The organism is Paenibacillus polysaccharolyticus, assembly GCF_023714295.1.
GTDB lineage: Bacteria > Bacillota > Bacilli > Paenibacillales > Paenibacillaceae > Paenibacillus > Paenibacillus polysaccharolyticus_A.
Genome location: NZ_JAMAUN010000001.1, coordinates 64,107 through 81,805, shown reverse-complemented (window position 1 = coordinate 81,805; position 17,699 = coordinate 64,107). Strand labels below are relative to the sequence as shown.

The 17,699-nt window shown below is 44.9% G+C and carries 12 protein-coding genes; 2 read left to right on the top strand and 10 right to left on the bottom strand.

What is annotated here, in order from left to right:
- Positions 1 to 156: 156 nt before the first annotated feature.
- The 9 genes from M3629_RS00355 to M3629_RS00315 form a co-directional block, all read right to left on the bottom strand.
- Positions 157 to 780, bottom strand: coding sequence for a DUF3885 domain-containing protein (locus M3629_RS00355; protein ID WP_251502398.1), 624 nt, complete (start codon positions 778 to 780; stop codon positions 157 to 159).
- 629 nt (positions 781 to 1,409) lie between these two features.
- Positions 1,410 to 2,465, bottom strand: a complete 1,056-nt coding sequence (locus M3629_RS00350) for a GTP pyrophosphokinase (protein WP_251502397.1) — start codon at positions 2,463 to 2,465, stop codon at positions 1,410 to 1,412.
- A 386-nt stretch (positions 2,466 to 2,851) separates the two neighbouring features.
- Entirely contained in the window at positions 2,852 to 3,544 is a 693-nt protein-coding gene (locus tag M3629_RS00345; protein ID WP_251502396.1) for a hypothetical protein, read from the bottom strand.
- A gap of 170 nt (positions 3,545 to 3,714) precedes the next feature.
- Positions 3,715 to 4,530, bottom strand: a complete 816-nt coding sequence (locus tag M3629_RS00340; RefSeq protein ID WP_285887954.1) for a tyrosine-type recombinase/integrase — start codon at positions 4,528 to 4,530, stop codon at positions 3,715 to 3,717.
- Positions 4,531 to 4,590: 60 nt separating this feature from the next.
- On the bottom strand, positions 4,591 to 4,824 hold the full coding sequence (locus M3629_RS00335; RefSeq protein WP_251502395.1) for a hypothetical protein: 234 nt from the start codon (positions 4,822 to 4,824) through the stop codon (positions 4,591 to 4,593).
- A gap of 132 nt (positions 4,825 to 4,956) precedes the next feature.
- On the bottom strand, positions 4,957 to 6,999 hold the full coding sequence (locus M3629_RS00330; RefSeq protein WP_251502394.1) for a B12-binding domain-containing radical SAM protein: 2,043 nt from the start codon (positions 6,997 to 6,999) through the stop codon (positions 4,957 to 4,959).
- Between the two features lie 1,264 nt (positions 7,000 to 8,263).
- On the bottom strand, positions 8,264 to 10,144 hold the full coding sequence (gene recQ / locus M3629_RS00325) for a DNA helicase RecQ (protein ID WP_090921798.1): 1,881 nt from the start codon (positions 10,142 to 10,144) through the stop codon (positions 8,264 to 8,266).
- Positions 10,145 to 10,481: 337 nt separating this feature from the next.
- Entirely contained in the window at positions 10,482 to 12,365 is a 1,884-nt protein-coding gene (locus M3629_RS00320) for an ABC transporter ATP-binding protein (protein WP_251502393.1), read from the bottom strand.
- A 309-nt stretch (positions 12,366 to 12,674) separates the two neighbouring features.
- Complete coding sequence (locus M3629_RS00315) at positions 12,675 to 14,447, bottom strand: ABC transporter ATP-binding protein (RefSeq protein WP_251502392.1); 1,773 nt, start codon at positions 14,445 to 14,447, stop codon at positions 12,675 to 12,677.
- A gap of 211 nt (positions 14,448 to 14,658) precedes the next feature.
- On the opposite strand from M3629_RS00315, the gene M3629_RS00310 reads away from it, so the two are divergent.
- Positions 14,659 to 15,552, top strand: coding sequence for an AraC family transcriptional regulator (locus tag M3629_RS00310; RefSeq protein WP_251502391.1), 894 nt, complete (start codon positions 14,659 to 14,661; stop codon positions 15,550 to 15,552).
- 16 nt (positions 15,553 to 15,568) lie between these two features.
- Entirely contained in the window at positions 15,569 to 16,093 is a 525-nt protein-coding gene (locus tag M3629_RS00305) for a DUF5412 family protein (protein ID WP_251502390.1), read from the top strand.
- Positions 16,094 to 16,419: 326 nt separating this feature from the next.
- Here the strand turns inward: M3629_RS00305 and M3629_RS00300 are convergent, their stop codons facing one another.
- Positions 16,420 to 17,526 (bottom strand): glycosyltransferase family 2 protein, encoded by a 1,107-nt coding sequence (locus tag M3629_RS00300; protein WP_251502389.1) that lies wholly within the window; start codon positions 17,524 to 17,526, stop codon positions 16,420 to 16,422.
- Between the last annotated feature and the right edge of the window lie 173 nt (positions 17,527 to 17,699).

Below are 17,699 nucleotides of genomic sequence, written 5' to 3'. Positions count from 1 at the left end.
ATATTCTTCAAACATATTTGATCAAATCAATCACTGACTATCTTTTGTAATTTCACTTAACGTTCCTGTATTCACGACCCGACGTATGTCGGGTGTCCGGTGACAGCCGGACCCAAGGCGTATGCCCGCAGCGTGAATATTATGTTAGACGATGGATCACTCTTCTTTGAACACTCTGTCAAAGTAATCTCTCCAGTAATCGACTATCCAATCATTGTATTTTACATAAAGTGGTCTTAACTGTTCCTTCGAGTTTGAATGAATGATACAACCTCTATCATCATACATGTGAAATATAATGTCCTTATTCTTACTGATGAAAAATACACTTTGACCTAGTGACGGTTCTCTTCCCTGTTCGTAGTGACTAATTCCTTCAAGGATTTTGCGATAAGGAAAGGAAGAAACAAGTCCATTTAAGATTTTAATTTGATATTCATTCTTTATCTCAATAGCGTTTCCTTCTTCGTCCTCATCTTCATCTAATTCAAAACCGTTTTCTTCTTCGATGACTTTTCCATCAAGTAGCTCATAAAGATATTCGGGCGTTGTATTCCCAAACATAGGATCTTCTCGATTGTCCCAATCTTTGATATACAAAAAAATAAAATCATCCGGGTCAAAAATCTCTTCGAATATCGTTATCGCTCTTTTATTCACTTGTTTGATTCTTCGGTCTGATCCGTTTGGAAAAGGTTCTCCAAGTTCAAATCTAATATGTATTTCACTACTCAAGTTCGGAAATTTAATGTTCAGATATTCTATAATCTCTTTTTTCATTCGATCTCCTATAGTTTTTATTTTTTCTCTTTTAGTGATCTTTCGGCTAACGTTCTCGTATTCACGACGTCCGACAAAGTCGGATGTGTCTGGCAAATGCCGGATCAAGAGCAAATGCACGCAGCGTGAATATTATGTTAAGTGTTGCTTCTGTCTTCGTGCGTTACTCTCGAAGGTTTCCTCACCGCTGAGAATACTTCGATGATCTAAGTAGCTCTTCAAAATTCTCACCTCAAATAGAGCTAGAATATAAGCGAACAGACTCTCAAATGAGACTAAATAAAGGTATAAAGAAAGAGTTGAATCATATGAATAAATAATTTCAACATTACAATGAAAAATTCAAGAATCAAGCTCTAAAGTATCATTCAATTAAGTATCAAGTATCTGTCCCGTCCGAATTCTAGCTGTTAGAACTAATTTTGGTTCCTGGATCCTTTAAGTATTTTCTAAGCAGTCATCACTTGCATTTTTCTAATCAAATTATATTAGGCTTCACTTTTAGAGAAATATCTAGTTTTCAGAAAGACATACCTAACTTTTTAGCTAAACATATTTTCTCAAAGTTAATTTCTATATAAGTTTAACTTTTAAAAGCGAACATGAAGCTAATGAAATCAATTAAGCAATTATTCTTCCACTTCTTTGAAACCATATTTCTCAACTAACTCTTGAATATTCATTCCATTAATTTCAAGTATTTCAACAAAAGGTTTCTTTGCTCTCCATTTTCTTTTCATTCCTTTAGTAAAATATAATTCAGGATCATTAATTATCATGATTAGTCTAAGGAAACTAGTGAAGTTCTTTACATTATCAATTTCAAAGATCTTTGAAACAATTCCTTTTTGAATTGAACTTTGGATTAAGTTATCTAACTCTCTTAACGTGTTAATACCGTAACCATTAATTTCTTCAATAATATTAATAGCTTTACCGAAATCAGGACGTAAGTTTTCTTGTTCTATTTCTTCTGAAAACTTGATTAAGAGAAACTCTTCAAGGGATACGGCATTTATTTGTATATCAATATTTCCTTCTTTTGTATCCTCTGAAACTTCTTTTGCATATTGATTAATATCATTTACAATTGAATTGAATTCCCTATCAGTTGATTCAAGAATTCCAGCTAGTAAATAAAATCTTCTTTTTATATCCTTTTCGTTAGGAAGGTTAGTTCCTTTCATTTTGTAATTTCTGTCATGTTCAATTTCAGCCCAAGCATGTTGCAAAATTGTCCTAACTTGTATTTCAAACCAGAGATTCCTATATGTTTTGAATTCAGGAAGCTCACATCTAATTTCTGATAACTTTGCAATATAATGATTAGAACGATAGCCAAACCTATCCACTTCCATCGTAGTAGACTTATTGACTGACTCTCCCCAATCAATTTGAAATTCTGATTCGATTTTTTTAGATATTTTTTCAACATCAGATTCTACATAAGCAATTATTCTTATTCCTGCCATGTCTTTTATTTGTTGGATTGGATCATCATATTTATCTTTTTGAGCTTTCTGAGTATAGCTTTCCAAATCTTTCGCTCTACTTGTGACATCAAGATACGGTATTCCTTCTAATTCAAGAATATCTTTCAAAATCAACTCAACTTTCATAGCTAGCCTTTTGAATAGATCTCTATTTGCCTGATACCAAATGACTGTATTATCTTTATTACTCATCTTTGTAAACACCATCTTTCCTCACAATTGAATATCATTATTTTTCATAATTAAATAAAGAAAAGCTCTCTTTATTAGATAGTTTCAAGCTAAGTAATTTCATTAAATGCACATACATAATATTCTATTTGATTATATATACTCCTATTTTCCTTGGCTTATTGAATTACTTAGTCTTTAGATAGCTTTAACGCTATACAGATCATTTCCTTACAGGAGTTGCGCTTAACGTTCCTGTATTCAAGACGTCCGACGAAGTCGGATGTGTCTGGCTGCGTCTACTTCTCCGAAATCCCTCGAGCCGGACCGAGGGCATATGCCCGATGCACGAATATGATGTTATACGACGGAACTGCTACATCGAATTACTCAGATAATCAGATAATCTATACCCTTTCATCTATATGTATATCATTAATACCGACTTTTTCATTAAGTCTGTCTTGAGCTCTCATTATCTTCATTAAATTCATACGAGCATAATACTGTACACCAGCCGGAGTGTTAGGATCTTCAATAACTTGACTAGTTCGAACAATTCTTTCGATATTTTCTGTTGCTTGGCCCAAATAATTGTTTAGATGTTCGTTTCTTAACCTTTCTTCCCTTTCTCTGGCATAGAAAAGGTCTACTAGAGATCCACCTGCCCCTTCTAAATTTGCATTAAAGGGTGAGTTTTCCTTAAATGATGTTATTCTTAACGCCTCATTATAAGTAAAATCATACAATGGTATTCTCTCAATCCCATCATCAAAAAAGACAATTGGTCTCTTCAAATTAACAATAAGATCCCAAAATGCCTCGGGATGTCTATCTTTGCTTTCTAATATTTTAAAATCTTTAAATTGATTGAATTCAACTCTTTCGTCTTGGTATACATCTACAGAATTTTTAGCAATATAAAAATAATTATCTGGAGCTCCTTGAGCTGTTAACTCACATATCCTTTGAATAGTCGTTACCTTCATATGATGAGCTATAGTTCTTTCAAAGAAATGTATAATTGTCCAAAAAGGTAATCCTTCCCTTCCAGTTATATTCAATTTCTCTACCTCTAGTTCCCTTAAATAATCTTTCATATTTTCGAGCTCCTCTTTGTGTATATTTTTTAGTTCTGTCGAATAACATCTAATTTATGTACTTCGTAAATACCACACTTCCAAGGTAATATCTGAACTACGTATATGATAACCTATGGGGCGATATTTGCGAAGAAAAATTTGGTGAAAAAGGGAGAAGTTTGAGATATTCACTCTCCCATGTCCATACGATCCAGCGGGCTCTGAATACGCTGAATATTTTTCGTACTGACATGCGTATATCGTTGCGTTGTTTGTACACTCGTATGACCAAGAAGCTCCTGAATATAGCGCAGGTCTGTTCCATTTTCCAGCAAATGTGTAGCAAAGGAGTGCCGCAAAGCATGAATGCTACACTTTTTTACAATACCCGCTCGTTGTCTGGCTTCTTCAAAAATCTTTTGTACACTACGCTCCGTAAGATGTCGATCTGATGATTGTCCCGGAAACAACCAACGATCGGGTTTATATTCGGCAATGTACTTCTGCACTATTTTCCAAGCAAGGTTGGAGAGAAGAGTTCTCCGATCCTTTTGACCTTTTCCCTGCTTTACGATAATGGTCTGACTCTCAATATCCAGATCACTATAGCGTAGACGAACGACTTCGCCGACACGAAGCCCTGCCGAATAGGTTAGATAAAGAATTGTCTTGTGTTTGAGATTAGTCACAGCTTTCAGCATTAGGGTAACTTCTTTTTCGGACATAACATTGGGCAGCTTCACCTGCTTTTGGGGACGTATATATTGAAACTCGGCAGGATGAAGTAACACATGTTTACAATAAAATCGAATCGCACTAATCGTCTGATTAACACTGGAATGAGAGATTCCACGCTCAAGCAGATTCAAACAATATGCCTGAACATGAGATGCACGGATTTCTGTATTCATCTGAGGAAGACTGGCCACAAATCGTTCAATCTGATTGCAGTATGCTTTAATCGTTTTCCGACTGTATCCTCTTAACTTCAAACCTTGCTGCAATTCCTCCCTCTTCCATTGTGTTTGCTCTCCACTTAACTTCCAGTTCCTTAAAAGCTCACTCTATACCCACAACTCCGGGGAGATCTCTACATCTAGCGCATCAAAGTGCTTTGTAAACTCCTGAAGAGATGCGTCTGAGTAGGGAATGATCCATCGTTTTGCATCAGTCTCCCACCTTCTCCCTGTTACCTGACGAATGCGCTGAATGTGCACCGTATTATATGGAATTTGCACATATAATGTAACAGCAGAATCTTTGGTTATTATGATGGAAGCTTCTGTTCGGTTGTTCATACGACATTCTCCTTCAGCTTAATTGGATATATGAGTTCTATTGAATTTGTAAAATAAAAAAAGGAAGATCATCTTCATCCCGTAAGGGAATCCAATGATCTTCCGATGCTTTGAGAACTATGGTCGCTGCATCTACATGGCAGCGGCTTCTTCTCCCAGCGGCAGCATGTAATACTGCGCCTGCTGGTCTTCGTGCTGCTGGTATACCACGACCAGCAGCGTCTGGCCTTTCGCGGCAAGCGGGCTGGCGCCAGCAAGCACACGCTCAAGCCGGAACGGAAGCACGTCCAGTACGGCGTGCTTCTGCAGTTCCTTTTCGCCGAGTCCCAGATCGGCGAAAGCACGGGCACCCATGACCGTCTGTGCGGTCATGGCCGAGGTCATCGGCAACGCACGCGAAGCGTTGCCTTGCCCCAGGTCCGCCGCTCCATCCGCGGCGGACTCCACTGCGTCGCGCGCTGCAAGCGACGCAACATCCCCGGCATGGCTGCCGATCACACCCGCCGCATCCGCGGCAGTGTCCTCTCCGGCAGCCGCCGAAGTTCCCGCAGCGGCTGCTCCACTCGCGCCGCTGCTTTCTAGCCAAGCCGAGCCAGAGGCACCGGCAACACGAGGCAATCGAACGTCTTCTGGACGTTCAGCCAACGTTTTCATATAGCCTGCCCATTGATCTTTTTGGAGCACATCGTCCCACCAGATTTTACGCGGCTTATACTTATGTCCCAGGAAATAATCCAGCTTCATCAGACCAAGCACGATATCCATATGCGGCGTGTTCCGTGACTCCAGGAAACTGTGCAGACGAGTGAACAGATCCTCTAGCTGATGCCCGATCTTCTGCCAGCCCTGACCCTCCCAGTAATCGCCAAAGGCCTGGAAGAAATCAAACGGTGAATTAAACTCCTGCTCCATCAAATACTTCAAAGTATGATCCATCCGGTGTGCATTCCAGTATTTCTCCAGCACATCCTCCAGCCGCTTCAGGCGTACAATGTCGCTGAACGGCAGCACGTCACTGCCCAAAATTTCATACGGCGCATGATCCATATACGTATAATTATACTTTTCTGCATCCAGACGCAGACCCGTACCGCGCAGCATTTTGAGGAATCCGAGCTGCAGCTCTTCCGGTCCCAGAGCAAATACATCGTTAAACGTCTTACGGAACGTATTGTAATCTTCTTCTGGTAGTCCTGCAATGAGATCCAAATGCTGGTCGATCTTGCCGCTGGCTTTGACCTTATTCACCGTACGACTCAGCTTGGCAAAGTTCTGACGGCGTTTCACCAGTTCATTCGTCGGATCATTCGTGGACTGAACTCCGATCTCGAAGCGGAACGTACCCGGCGGCGCATTTTCTGCCAAATAGTCGAGCACCTCGGGACGCATGATGTCAGCCGTAATTTCAAACTGAAACACCGTTCCCTGATGATTCTCGATCAAAAACTTAAACATTTCCATCGCATAATCCCGTTTAATATTAAAAGTCCGGTCTACAAACTTGATCAGCTTCGCACCCTTCTCGATCAGGTACAGAATGTCCGACTTCGTCCGCTCGATATCGTAATACCGCACGCCGACCTCAATACTGGAAAGGCAGAACTGACAACTAAATGGACAGCCCCGGCTGGTCTCGAAATAAACAACCCGCTTCCCGAGTTCCGGGATATCCTCTTCAAATCGATGCGGTGAGGGCAGATCGTTCAAATCCGCTTTCGGGCGTCCGGGCATGAGAATAACCTCTTCCCCTTTGCGATACGCCAGTCCGTAGACAAAATGAAACTTCTTGCTGCCTTCAAGCTCCGTCAAAAGCTGATGAAGCGTCTCTTCCCCTTCACCCATGACGATAAAATCGACATTAGGAATCCGGTTCATCCAATATTCGGTGTCGTAGGACACCTCCGGCCCGCCCAGCAAAATTTTCACGTCAGGCATAACCTTTTTCAAATTATCAATCACTTTAATCGTCTCTTCAATGTTCCAGATGTAACACGAAAACCCAATCACGTCCGCCCCGCGCTGGTACAGATCCGACACAATATTCATGACCGGGTCCTTGATCGTATACTCCGCGAGCTCAATATCAAAATCCTTCTCACTGTACGCCTTCAAACACCGCAGCGCCAGCGAGGTATGGATGTACTTTGCATTCAAAGTCGATAAAATTACCTTCATGGTTCACAACCTTTGCCTGGACACCCAGACCACATATTTTTTGGGAAAAGTAAAGCTCCACAGCCATCCTGCCCCGGATGCTGTTCAGACAAACCTCCAATGCAACTCCGAGCCATATCTATGGCCATACTTGCAAAAAACCACAACGACAACCGCGCAAGTACATACGCATCACTTAATAGTACCAACACACGCTCAGGAACTATTAACAAGATCTAAAAACAAGATCTTAAATAAGATCTAATAACCAGTCCTTATGTTATAACCGTCCACACCTCATAAACAAATTCCTATTTTGTCTCTCAAAGAGTGGACACCTCTTTTAAAAACACATACACTCCCCGGCCGACAAAAATTACAATATATAGACTTAATCCCATCAAAATCTCTATATATTGCACCAGCACTCCTCAGCAACCTTCAACATCCATGTCCACCCTTTGAAAGACAATCTCTCTCGTTTTGTCTACTCAGCAGGGACACACTTTATGAGATACTTATCCTGATTTTTGAATCCGTTTCTATCCCGATCTTGGCTCTGGTACTGGTTCTTATTGTGCTTCTTGTGTTGCTTCGTATCTTGTTCGTTATCTTGTTCTACTTCTTTATCTGCGTATGATCTAGTTCTAGTTTGTTTCTGTTCACGTTTCAGCGCACAATCCACTCCGATATGCTCATCCATCCATGCACATTAGTCAAATATCGCCCATCACCTATGCTAGTGCAAGTCCGCTGCCCTCCACTACGAGCGCTAACGATCAGGAGAAGCCTTATTTCGGCATATTCGGGCTTTGGAAAATTCTAACGATCCCCAGAGACGCTATTCTGCTAGAATCAGCTTGATCAGACTCGTTTTTCAGGATTTTGAATGAAATAAGCTTCCTGGAGATCGTTAGCTTTCAAATGTCCCCGATTCAGGGCAAATAAGCTCCATGGTGATCGTTAGATTTCCATCCTCTACTTGAGCAGCATCTCAAGGCTGGTATTCTTGCCCCATTCCAAGGCACTTTGACGATCATCGACCGTTAATCAGCATAATGTCGTTTTCTTTAGTCCAATTTATATAAGTTTCTGCTTCTGTTTCTTCCCATATCTCTGTCTGTGTCTATTTCCTATCTCCTAGGCTTTAGTACAATCTCTAACCTCTAGGTTTTAGGTTTAAGATTAGTCTTCAAGCACAGGTCACGGATCACAGATCACTGATTAGATATCACTTGTCTCTTGTCATTTATCCTCATTACTCATGACATATCACTATCATATATCACTCATATTCATAAAAGGCGTCATCGTCTGTATCCACTTCTTCACCCGATTGTTTCTGGAAGAATTCCAGGAACGGCAGTCCGTACTTGCGGTACTTGACCTCACCGACCCCTTTAATGGTCAGCATGTCACGTTCTGTCTTCGGACATACCACACTCATCTCGCGCAAGGTGGCATCGTTGAAAATAATATAGGATGGCACATGTTCTTTGGCAGCCAGATCACGGCGGATCAGACGCAGCTGTTCAAACACGGTTTCGTTCACAGCCGAAGGCATTGCGTCACGTCCGCGGCGTCCGCCGTAGTTTGTACCGGAAGCTGTAGCTGCTGTTTTCCGTACGACACGCTGCATGACTTCGCGTTGACCTTTCAGCACTTCCACCGCCAGCGGTTGCAAACGAACCACTGGATATTGGCCCTCGGACAACATCAGGTAACCTTCGGATACCATCACGTTGATGATCTCTGCAATTTCGCGCTCTGTGCGATTGCCCATAACCCCGTATGTTGGCAAGGAATCGAAGCCGTAGTCCAGCACTTTTTTGGCACGGGAACCCTTAAGTACCGAAGCGACCAGCGATACCCCGTAGCGTTCACGCATGCGGTGAATGCAACTGAATATTTTTTGCGCATCAATGGTCATATCCACCAGCTCACGGTCGTCTGTACACGAACTGCAAATGCCGCAAGGCTTGTCCTCGTGCACCTCACCGAAGTAATCCAGCTGTGCACTGCGCAAACAGCGTGTGGTATAACAGTAATCCACCATCTGTTGCAGCTTGCGGTAATCGTTGGCTTTGCGGTCACCCTCCATCGGGTTCTGCTCGATCAGGAACTTTTGGGTGATGATGTCCTGTGCTCCGAATAACAGAATACACTGACTCGGCTCGCCGTCCCGTCCTGCACGTCCGGCTTCCTGTACGTATGCCTCCATGTTTTTCGGCATGCTGTAGTGAAGCACGTAACGCACGTTGGACTTGTCGATCCCCATTCCGAAGGCATTGGTCGCAACCATCACGCGAATATCATCGTACAAAAACTGCTCCTGGCTCTGCGCCCGTTCATCGTCCGTCATGCCTGCATGGTAACGTCCTGCCGGCAAACCAGCCTGCAACAAACGCTGATGCAGATCGTCCACGTCCTTACGGGTCGCGGCGTATACAATACCTGGCTCGCTGGCATGTTCGCGCGCGTAGTTCAAGACAAAATCCTTTTTGCTCTCGCCGCGTAGCACGCTAAACGCGAGATTATCTCGCCCAAGTCCAGTCACATACGTCTGCGGGTCCTGCAAACGCAGCAGCCGCAGAATATCGCCCATGACCTCGGGCGTCGCCGTCGCCGTAAAGGCCGCAACCACCGGCCGCTCCGGCAAACTGTCCACAAACGGCGCTACCGCCAGGTAGCTTGTCCGAAAATCATGGCCCCACTGCGACACACAGTGGGCCTCATCCACTGCCACGCACGAGATCGGCAGCTGCCCCATCTCATCGCGGAACCAGTCCAGCTCCAGTCGCTCCGGCGCGACGTAGAGCAACTTCAGCTCACCGCGCTGCGCCGCGCGGATGCGCTCATTCACTTCTCTGCCGCTTAACGTACTATTAATATAAGCGGCGGCAATGCCCGCGGTCGTCAGCGCATCGACCTGGTCTTTCATCAATGATATTAGCGGGGAGACGACCAGCGTCAGCCCCGGATATAACAAAGCGGGAATCTGGTAACAGATCGACTTCCCGCCCCCGGTCGGCATAATGCCCAGTGTATCCTCATATTCGAGCAGGCTGGAAACGATCTTTTTTTGACCCTCACGAAAATCGGGGTAACCATAATATTTTTGCAGGAGACCCTGCGCTTCTTCTAAAGTAGGTGCTTGCACACTCATGTAAAGACTCCTTACTTGTCACCGGTGTTCCTGCACCGGCTTGGTTCTATCCGATTCTGACATCTAGACGCGGCACCAGCGCCGCATCCCTGACAACAAAATGGCGTTCTCATGACTTGTCCGTCAAGCAAAACGCCGCTCCCTTTAGTTTAACGGGCACAGCCCGAATGAGCAACCGCGTTTTAATGTAAAATCGGTTGACCCTTCTCAAACACAAATAAAACAACCGTTCATCCCGGGTGGAGACAAACGGCTGCTTTCCGTTATTACATTTATTTCATTATATACTATTTTAACGATAGCATGAAAATCAAACTTTACATCCTTCCTCTATATATTACTCCCCCGACGCTGCATCCCTAACATTCATGCGATAGTATAAGCCTTTTTGATCCATCAGCTGCTCATGCGTGCCATCCTCGGCAATTCGTCCTTGGTTCATCACTAGAATCCGGGAACATTGACGAGCGAGCTCCATGCGATGAGTCACCAGCAATCCCGTTTTCTCCTGCACCAAACGACGAAGTTGTTGCATGACAAACTGCTCGGTCTGGTTATCTAGCGATGATGTCGGTTCATCCAAAATATACACATCTGAGGATCTCATCATAAGCCGGGCAAGGGACAGACGCTGACGCTGTCCACCAGACAGATTTGCTCCTTTTTCTTGCAAAATCGCATCATACTGGCCTTCCTGGGCCTCAATAAATTCATGTAAACCAGCCTGTCCCGCTGAAAGTTTTACTTCATTTAATGTAGCGTTCCTGCCAAGACGTATATTCTCTTCGATCGTGCCTGTAAAAAAAGCCGGTGACTGCGGCATATACGTTAGCCGGGATTGTTGGTCCTGAGCCATAATCTGCTCTACATCTTCGTTCCCCAGCATCACACGTCCAAAAGTCGGCTTGATTAACCCCGCACACACCTGGCATAGTGTGGACTTTCCGGCTCCGCTGCTGCCCACTACAGCCACCAGTTCACCGGGTACCAATCTGAGCGTAATCCGATCCAGAATAGTTCGACCGCTGCTTTCATCAGACACCGTGACCTGATCCAGTGTCAGGACAGGCTGTTCATTTTGCGGAAGTCCTCTGTGCCCTGAATTGTATTCTTTTACATCATTTTGTTGCGCTTGCTGCGCTAGATTCAGCCATGACGAAATCCGTGCAAACGCGCCTATACTCGACTGCATTTGGCTCCACTGACTGGACAAGCCTAGTACAGGCCAGACCACAAGTTCAAACAGCAAGCTACTTGCCACTACCATTCCTGGAGACAATGCTCCTCTCGCTGCAGCTAAAGCAATTAGAAATAACGCTGTTAGTTGAGCCAGACCAAATACGGCCATCGCCACATTATCGGATATGCTTAAGGTCATCTGCAGCTTCGCCTGTACTTGGTTAAGTGATTGTTGCTGCATGCGCAAGCGTGTGAGAAACCATGGCGAAGCATTATATGCCTGGATCACAGGTACACCTTCCATGTATTGCTGAATCTGCTGCTGTGACTCACCCTCCATAGACTCCACTTCATCCGACAACCTTATAATGCGCTGGTCATATACCCTGGCCATAAACCAGATCGCCGCCGCACTGACAAGTGCAATGACTGCAACCCATGCATCTGCACGATACAAGTACCCAAGCGAGAGAACGATAATAAAAACGACCGTTACTCCTTCTGCTATGGCTTCCACCACTTCCGCACCATGTTTCGTATCTTCTTTGATTCGCAGCATCATATCCCCGGATTTCTGTCTACGCGCCCACGGATAAGGCATCTGGTTGAAAAGCTGGAGCAGGTTCATTGACATATCCCTATGCATGGATTCTTTGAGCCGTACTAGCACATAGCGATGCATCCCCAGTAATACGATAAACCCGATCAACACTGCGATAAAGGTTATCGCCGTAGCATTCAGTTTCTCCTGTCCGCCGTCATGGATTGCATCAACGAAAAATCCCTGCACAAAAGCCAGACCCCAATCGAACACCGCGTCCGCCGCAATAAAAAGAAACATAATGATTACCGCCCATCTATAGGGCTTCATATAACGGACAATAATCGGCCAAACCTTTCTCAGAGATGCTGCTTCTTTGGCCTTATTCAAACCCTGATCTTCATCACTGCTATTAGGTCTCTCCTCATCTATGTGCTTATGTTCCTCTCCATCTATACGCTCATTTCCCTCTGTAACATAGTTCTTATATTGCTCTTCCATCTATGCTCTTGCCCTCCACCTCTATACGCTCATGTTCATTTTCCATCGACACTGATGCTTCATACTTCATGCTTCATGTGCATATCTTTTGTGGACACGCTTCATTCCCTTTCTGCTCTTCATATTCATATGACATGCTGTTCCCCCAGTTTCACTTATACTTCTACCTTTACCTTCGCGGGATATCTCAATCTAATTCTTCACATTTACTTTTAAGAGTACTTCAGCTTTTTTGCCCTGTTATTTATTCAGACGTCTTAACTATATCGATCTGGCTACTCTTTCGATCCGTTTACTCTTTCGATCTGTTTACAACTGTTCCGGCACTTCTCCGTATATTTGTTCTTCGGCATCCTGCTCCGCAAGGTAAGCAAGGTAACCATTCTCACGATTCAACAGTTCACGGTGAGTACCGATGTCAATAACTTCTCCATCCTGCATATAGATCACCTGATCTGCACGCTCAATTAAAGTTAACCGATGAGTGACAGCTATGATCGTTGTGTCATACTCCGTAGCTAACACCGTAAATAGCTCGTTCAACTGTTGCTCATGCCACGGGTCTTGTGAGGAGGTCGGTTCATCCAGCAACAAAATTCCCGGTTTTCTTAACACTGCTCTGGCGAGACTGATCCGTTGAAGTTCTCCGCCAGACATGTGTCCACCTTGCGGCTGAAGTTCTGTCTTGTAACCTTCCGTCTGGTTCATAATGGCATCATGTGCATGAGTCATACGGGCAGCAAGCTGCACCTCTTCAACAGACAACCCTTCTGCACCAAATCTAATATTCTCCTCTACGGTTCCTGAGAAAATGAAGGCTTGTTGTGGAACATAAACGTGTTTTATATCCCTTTCTATGTCCTGAGCAGGGTATTTAAGGGCCGCCAATCCCACAGAGTCCTTATAGGCAAGTGCTGAATTATTTGAGTGATTTGAATCATTTGGATTATTCATCTGGATTGAACCGCTCGCAGGCGCGTTTAAACCAGCTATCACTTTCAGTAAAGTCGTTTTTCCGCATCCGCTAGGGCCTGTAATTACCGTAAGTTTGCCTTGGGCAGCTGTAAAAGAAATGTTCGATAACACTTCTTCTTGCTCTGAATATCTGTAGAAAACCTTGTCTACATGAACACCTTCGGTCATAAACTTGTGCTGCGGCTGAACAGCAGCTGATTTCTTTTTTCCCAAATCCAATATTTCAAAAATACGAGCCGCCTGAGACGCCGATCCAATGATCTGACTCCATAGCCCTGACAGTGCTTCGATCGGACGTGTCAACTGACTACTTGCGACGAGAAAAGCCGCCAATCCGCCTACATCCATCTGTCCATGTAGCACCTGTATTCCGCCGAGATATAAGATTAGGATCATCCCCCCGTAAGTGGACACGCGTCCGGCTGCCTCTGTCATACGCTGTAAAACCGAAACGGACATCGTACGCTTAAATACCTGATTCATTCGTCTGCTAAACTGCTGCTGCATTAGACTCGAAAGTCCGTAACTACGGATCTCCACCGGGGCTTGAATGATATCTGTCAGCAACTCATCCCTCGCCGCTGCACTTGCATTCAATCGATCATGTTCTCGTTGCAGTTTTCGTCCAAGCCCTACTGTTACCAACGGATAAATGAGCGTGAACGCAATAATGGCCATAGTGAGCGGCAAGTTCACCCAACTGAAATAGGCAAAAGCCAAAACCAATTGTATGATATTTTTCGCAAGCTCAATCCCGTGCTGATTGATGCCTTTCTGAGCCTCCGTAGCTGAAGTCCATACTCTGGATGTGAGATCCCCCGTATGATACTTTGCCAGTTCTTGTGTATCTGTTCGTACAAGGGAATGTAGCAGCCTAGACTGTAAAAACACCTGTGTTTTCTGTTGAAATATCGTCTCCAACCATGTTGTGAATAGGCTTACAACGGCACGGAGCACGACAATTGAAACGCCGATGATCAACCCTGAATACATTACGGAAAACTGTGATTCCGCTGCCCCTTTGACCAATCTGCGAATGGATTCCAGATATCCTACTTCTACCAATGAGGCAGCCAAAGCCGCAAAGAGCAGTGGGATGATGAACATGCGATATTTTCCAGTTAATGTCCATAACCGTATTAGTATTTGGGTGGGCCTATACGTTCTTTTGTCTGTTATCGTTTGGTCGGCTAACATATGTAATTACTCCAATCTTGTCATCAAATTAAGTATCTGGTTATGATATCATCAGTGATAAGGAAAAAATGAACATTTCTTGCTATCCCCCATAAATCAGGACGAAATAAGGAGATTCTATATGCAACCAGATTTACTACAGATATTGGATACGTTGTTTGATTATATAGAAGACCATATTCATGAGAAGCTGACACTGGATCATCTCGCGTCGTTAACCCATATCTCCAAGTTCCATCTGCATCGCATGTTTAAGCATGCCAGCGGCCAGTTACCTGGAGAGTATATTCGTGCTCGCAAATTGGCCCGCAGTCTGGAGCAGCTGGTCGATCTGAACTGGAAGATCATTGATATTAGCGGACATTATTCTTTTGAACATGAGCAGTCTTACATTCGGGCTTTCAAACAGGCCTTTGGGATAACACCTTTGCAATACCGCAAACAGGGTGCTGGTGATTTACAGTTTACGGCTCGTATGACTTCGTCGATGATTACGATCCTTCCGTATGGATATATTTTTCATCCGATTTATGTACGGAAACCTGCGATGAAGCTTATCGGTCAGCAATCTCAGATTCGATATGTGGATAACGAGGAATATTATAAATCCAATTCCGTAGGCAACCTTTTTTACGAAAAGTACTTTCATCTGATCCCTAACGTGCTGCACGACAACGTATACATTGGATTGACCAGTGAGATTAAAGAACATTACAGTACCTATCAGCCATCTGTTGAAGTTACGAGTTTGGAAGATATCCCCGAAGAACTGAACGGCATCGAAGTACCTGCCAATCAGTATGCCGTGTTCAAGTTTGTCTGTGATTTCCATCCAAGCCTGATTAATATCGATCATCTGGATAGTGTCTGGACATTTATCGATGAATACTGGCAAAGTCATTCCGGATATAGCAAAAGTGATGCTTATTATTTTGAAAGAATAGACGGCAGTCTCGCCCAGGAGCATTACGGAGAACTGGATATCTATATCCCTGCCAAACAGATCACGCTCTAAAGGAAGGTGCATGACTATGACAAAAGATAGAACTCCTCGCCCGGATTCATCTCCGATAAACGCACACCAATCTTGGGTTCTCAGGCATCCAAACACTTCCATATTCATCGCCTTGTTTATGTTGCCCATCGTGGCGTTAACGCTTTTCTTTACGCTCCGGCCCTATCTTTCCACATTTGATCGTTCGGGCGAGGGCGATCTGAGCTCGTCCATGTCATCCCCAAATGGAGAATACACGGCCGAACTATACGGTGTTCCCTACGGCGGCGCAGCAGGCGGGGTGACGATCTGGGTAGACGTACGGAAAACAGCGGATTCAAACGCTTCGAATGCCAAAAGCATCTATCGCGCAGAGTTTCATGGCGGAAATCACCTCGAATGGGAAAGTGACAATACCCTTCGCATCGAAAACTGGAGCGAGTATAGTAACGAGACGGTTACCTTGAATATAGATGAAGAAATTTATGATGGATGGGGCTGGGCTTGCAGCAGCTTGCGTACAAAGGACCAGTATGTAAGATGTTTGGAACCTGAATCGTGAATAACATATGCTGATGAAATATCATGTCATGACAACTTTGCTTCAGAACATGGATACGGACGATAAGTTCAGTTGTTCTAAACGCGGTTTACACTGTTCATACTAAAACAAAGCAACAGCAAACCCCGTTTACCGACTTTCTCGGCTAAACGGGGTTTATTTTTATTAGGCCTCTGTAGAAGACCCTTATTGGATTGCTAATTTGATTGCTATATCTGATTGCTATATTTGAGAACTGTTATGATTCCCTTTCACCAATGGATTGCTAGCTTCATACAATTGGATGCCCCATTTTCACTTTCCGTTTTTGTTCCTTCTTACATGTGCTATCCTTCTCTCTCTTTCCTCTGTTTGCGAATCACGGCTTCGAGCTTCTCTCTATTTCCGATCAGACCTGGATCATCCGGCAGATACTTCCGAGCTTTCGTGTTATGCAACAACGCCTGCTCCCAGTTACCCAGATGGGCATAACAGAGCGATAACCGAGCATGCGGCAGCCACGTTCGGCAAGCAGCCGGTACAGGGCGCAGACCCGGATCACGGCTGCTTACATCCACCGCCTGCATATACCAATAGATGGCGGTGACGATCTCTTGCCGCTCATGGAAGCAGGCGGCAATGGCGCAGCAAAAATCGGCATGCGGCAGGTCGTACTGGAACGACTGCAGCAATGCGCCCAGCTTACGGCCCGGCTCGCCAAGCCGCTCATAGCATTCCGCCAGCCTTGCGCAAGCAATGAGCCGATCTTCGCGGTAACCGCTGGGCTGCTCCAGCAGCTTCGCGTAACCGCGTGCCGCCGCCGCGTAGCGCTGGCGGTCATAACATTCGCCTGCATAGTAGAACAGCAGGCGTCCCTGGGCTATGCCCTCTTCAGCGATCCATTTGCGCAGAATGCGCACGTTTCGCGCCGAATGATTGCCCGCCTCGCGGCGATGGGTGACGGCAATATCTGCCGTAATGACCTCGCCTTGCGGGAAGCGCAGCTGCTCGTGCAGCCGGCCATGCCAGCGGCAACCGGCATCCCGCCTGACCAGGCGAAGCCGGCGGTCCGCCACCAGCGGACTTCCCTCCGGCCCCTCGGCCAGCGTATAGCCCATAATCACACCCGCCGTCTTCCCCCCGGACGGCAGCTGCTCCTTCAACATCGCAAACTTCGCCCGTTCCCCGGGCAGTAGCACATCATCCGCATCAAGCCACAAGATGTACTCCTGTGTAGCTTGGGCGAATGACTCATTCCGCGCTGCGGCAAAGTCTTCATTCCATGTATACGTATAGACCCGGTCGGTATACTTTGCAGCGATGTCCATCGTTCGATCCGACGACCCCGTATCCAGAATGATAATCTCATCCATAAGGTCAGCCACCGATTCAAGACACCGTGCCAGTGTGCGTTCTTCGTTCTTCACAATCATACACAAACTGATAGTGACCACGTTTTGAGCCCCTTCCTGTCGTACGCGTACTGTGGTTCAAGCAACCAAATCCATAGATTCGTTGCTTGCTTACATACCTATTCGCTAATGATGCTTTGTCACATAACACATCATATCCGGCGCCAAGCCCTAAGTACCTAGACTGCGTACCTAACTCTATTGCTATCATCCGT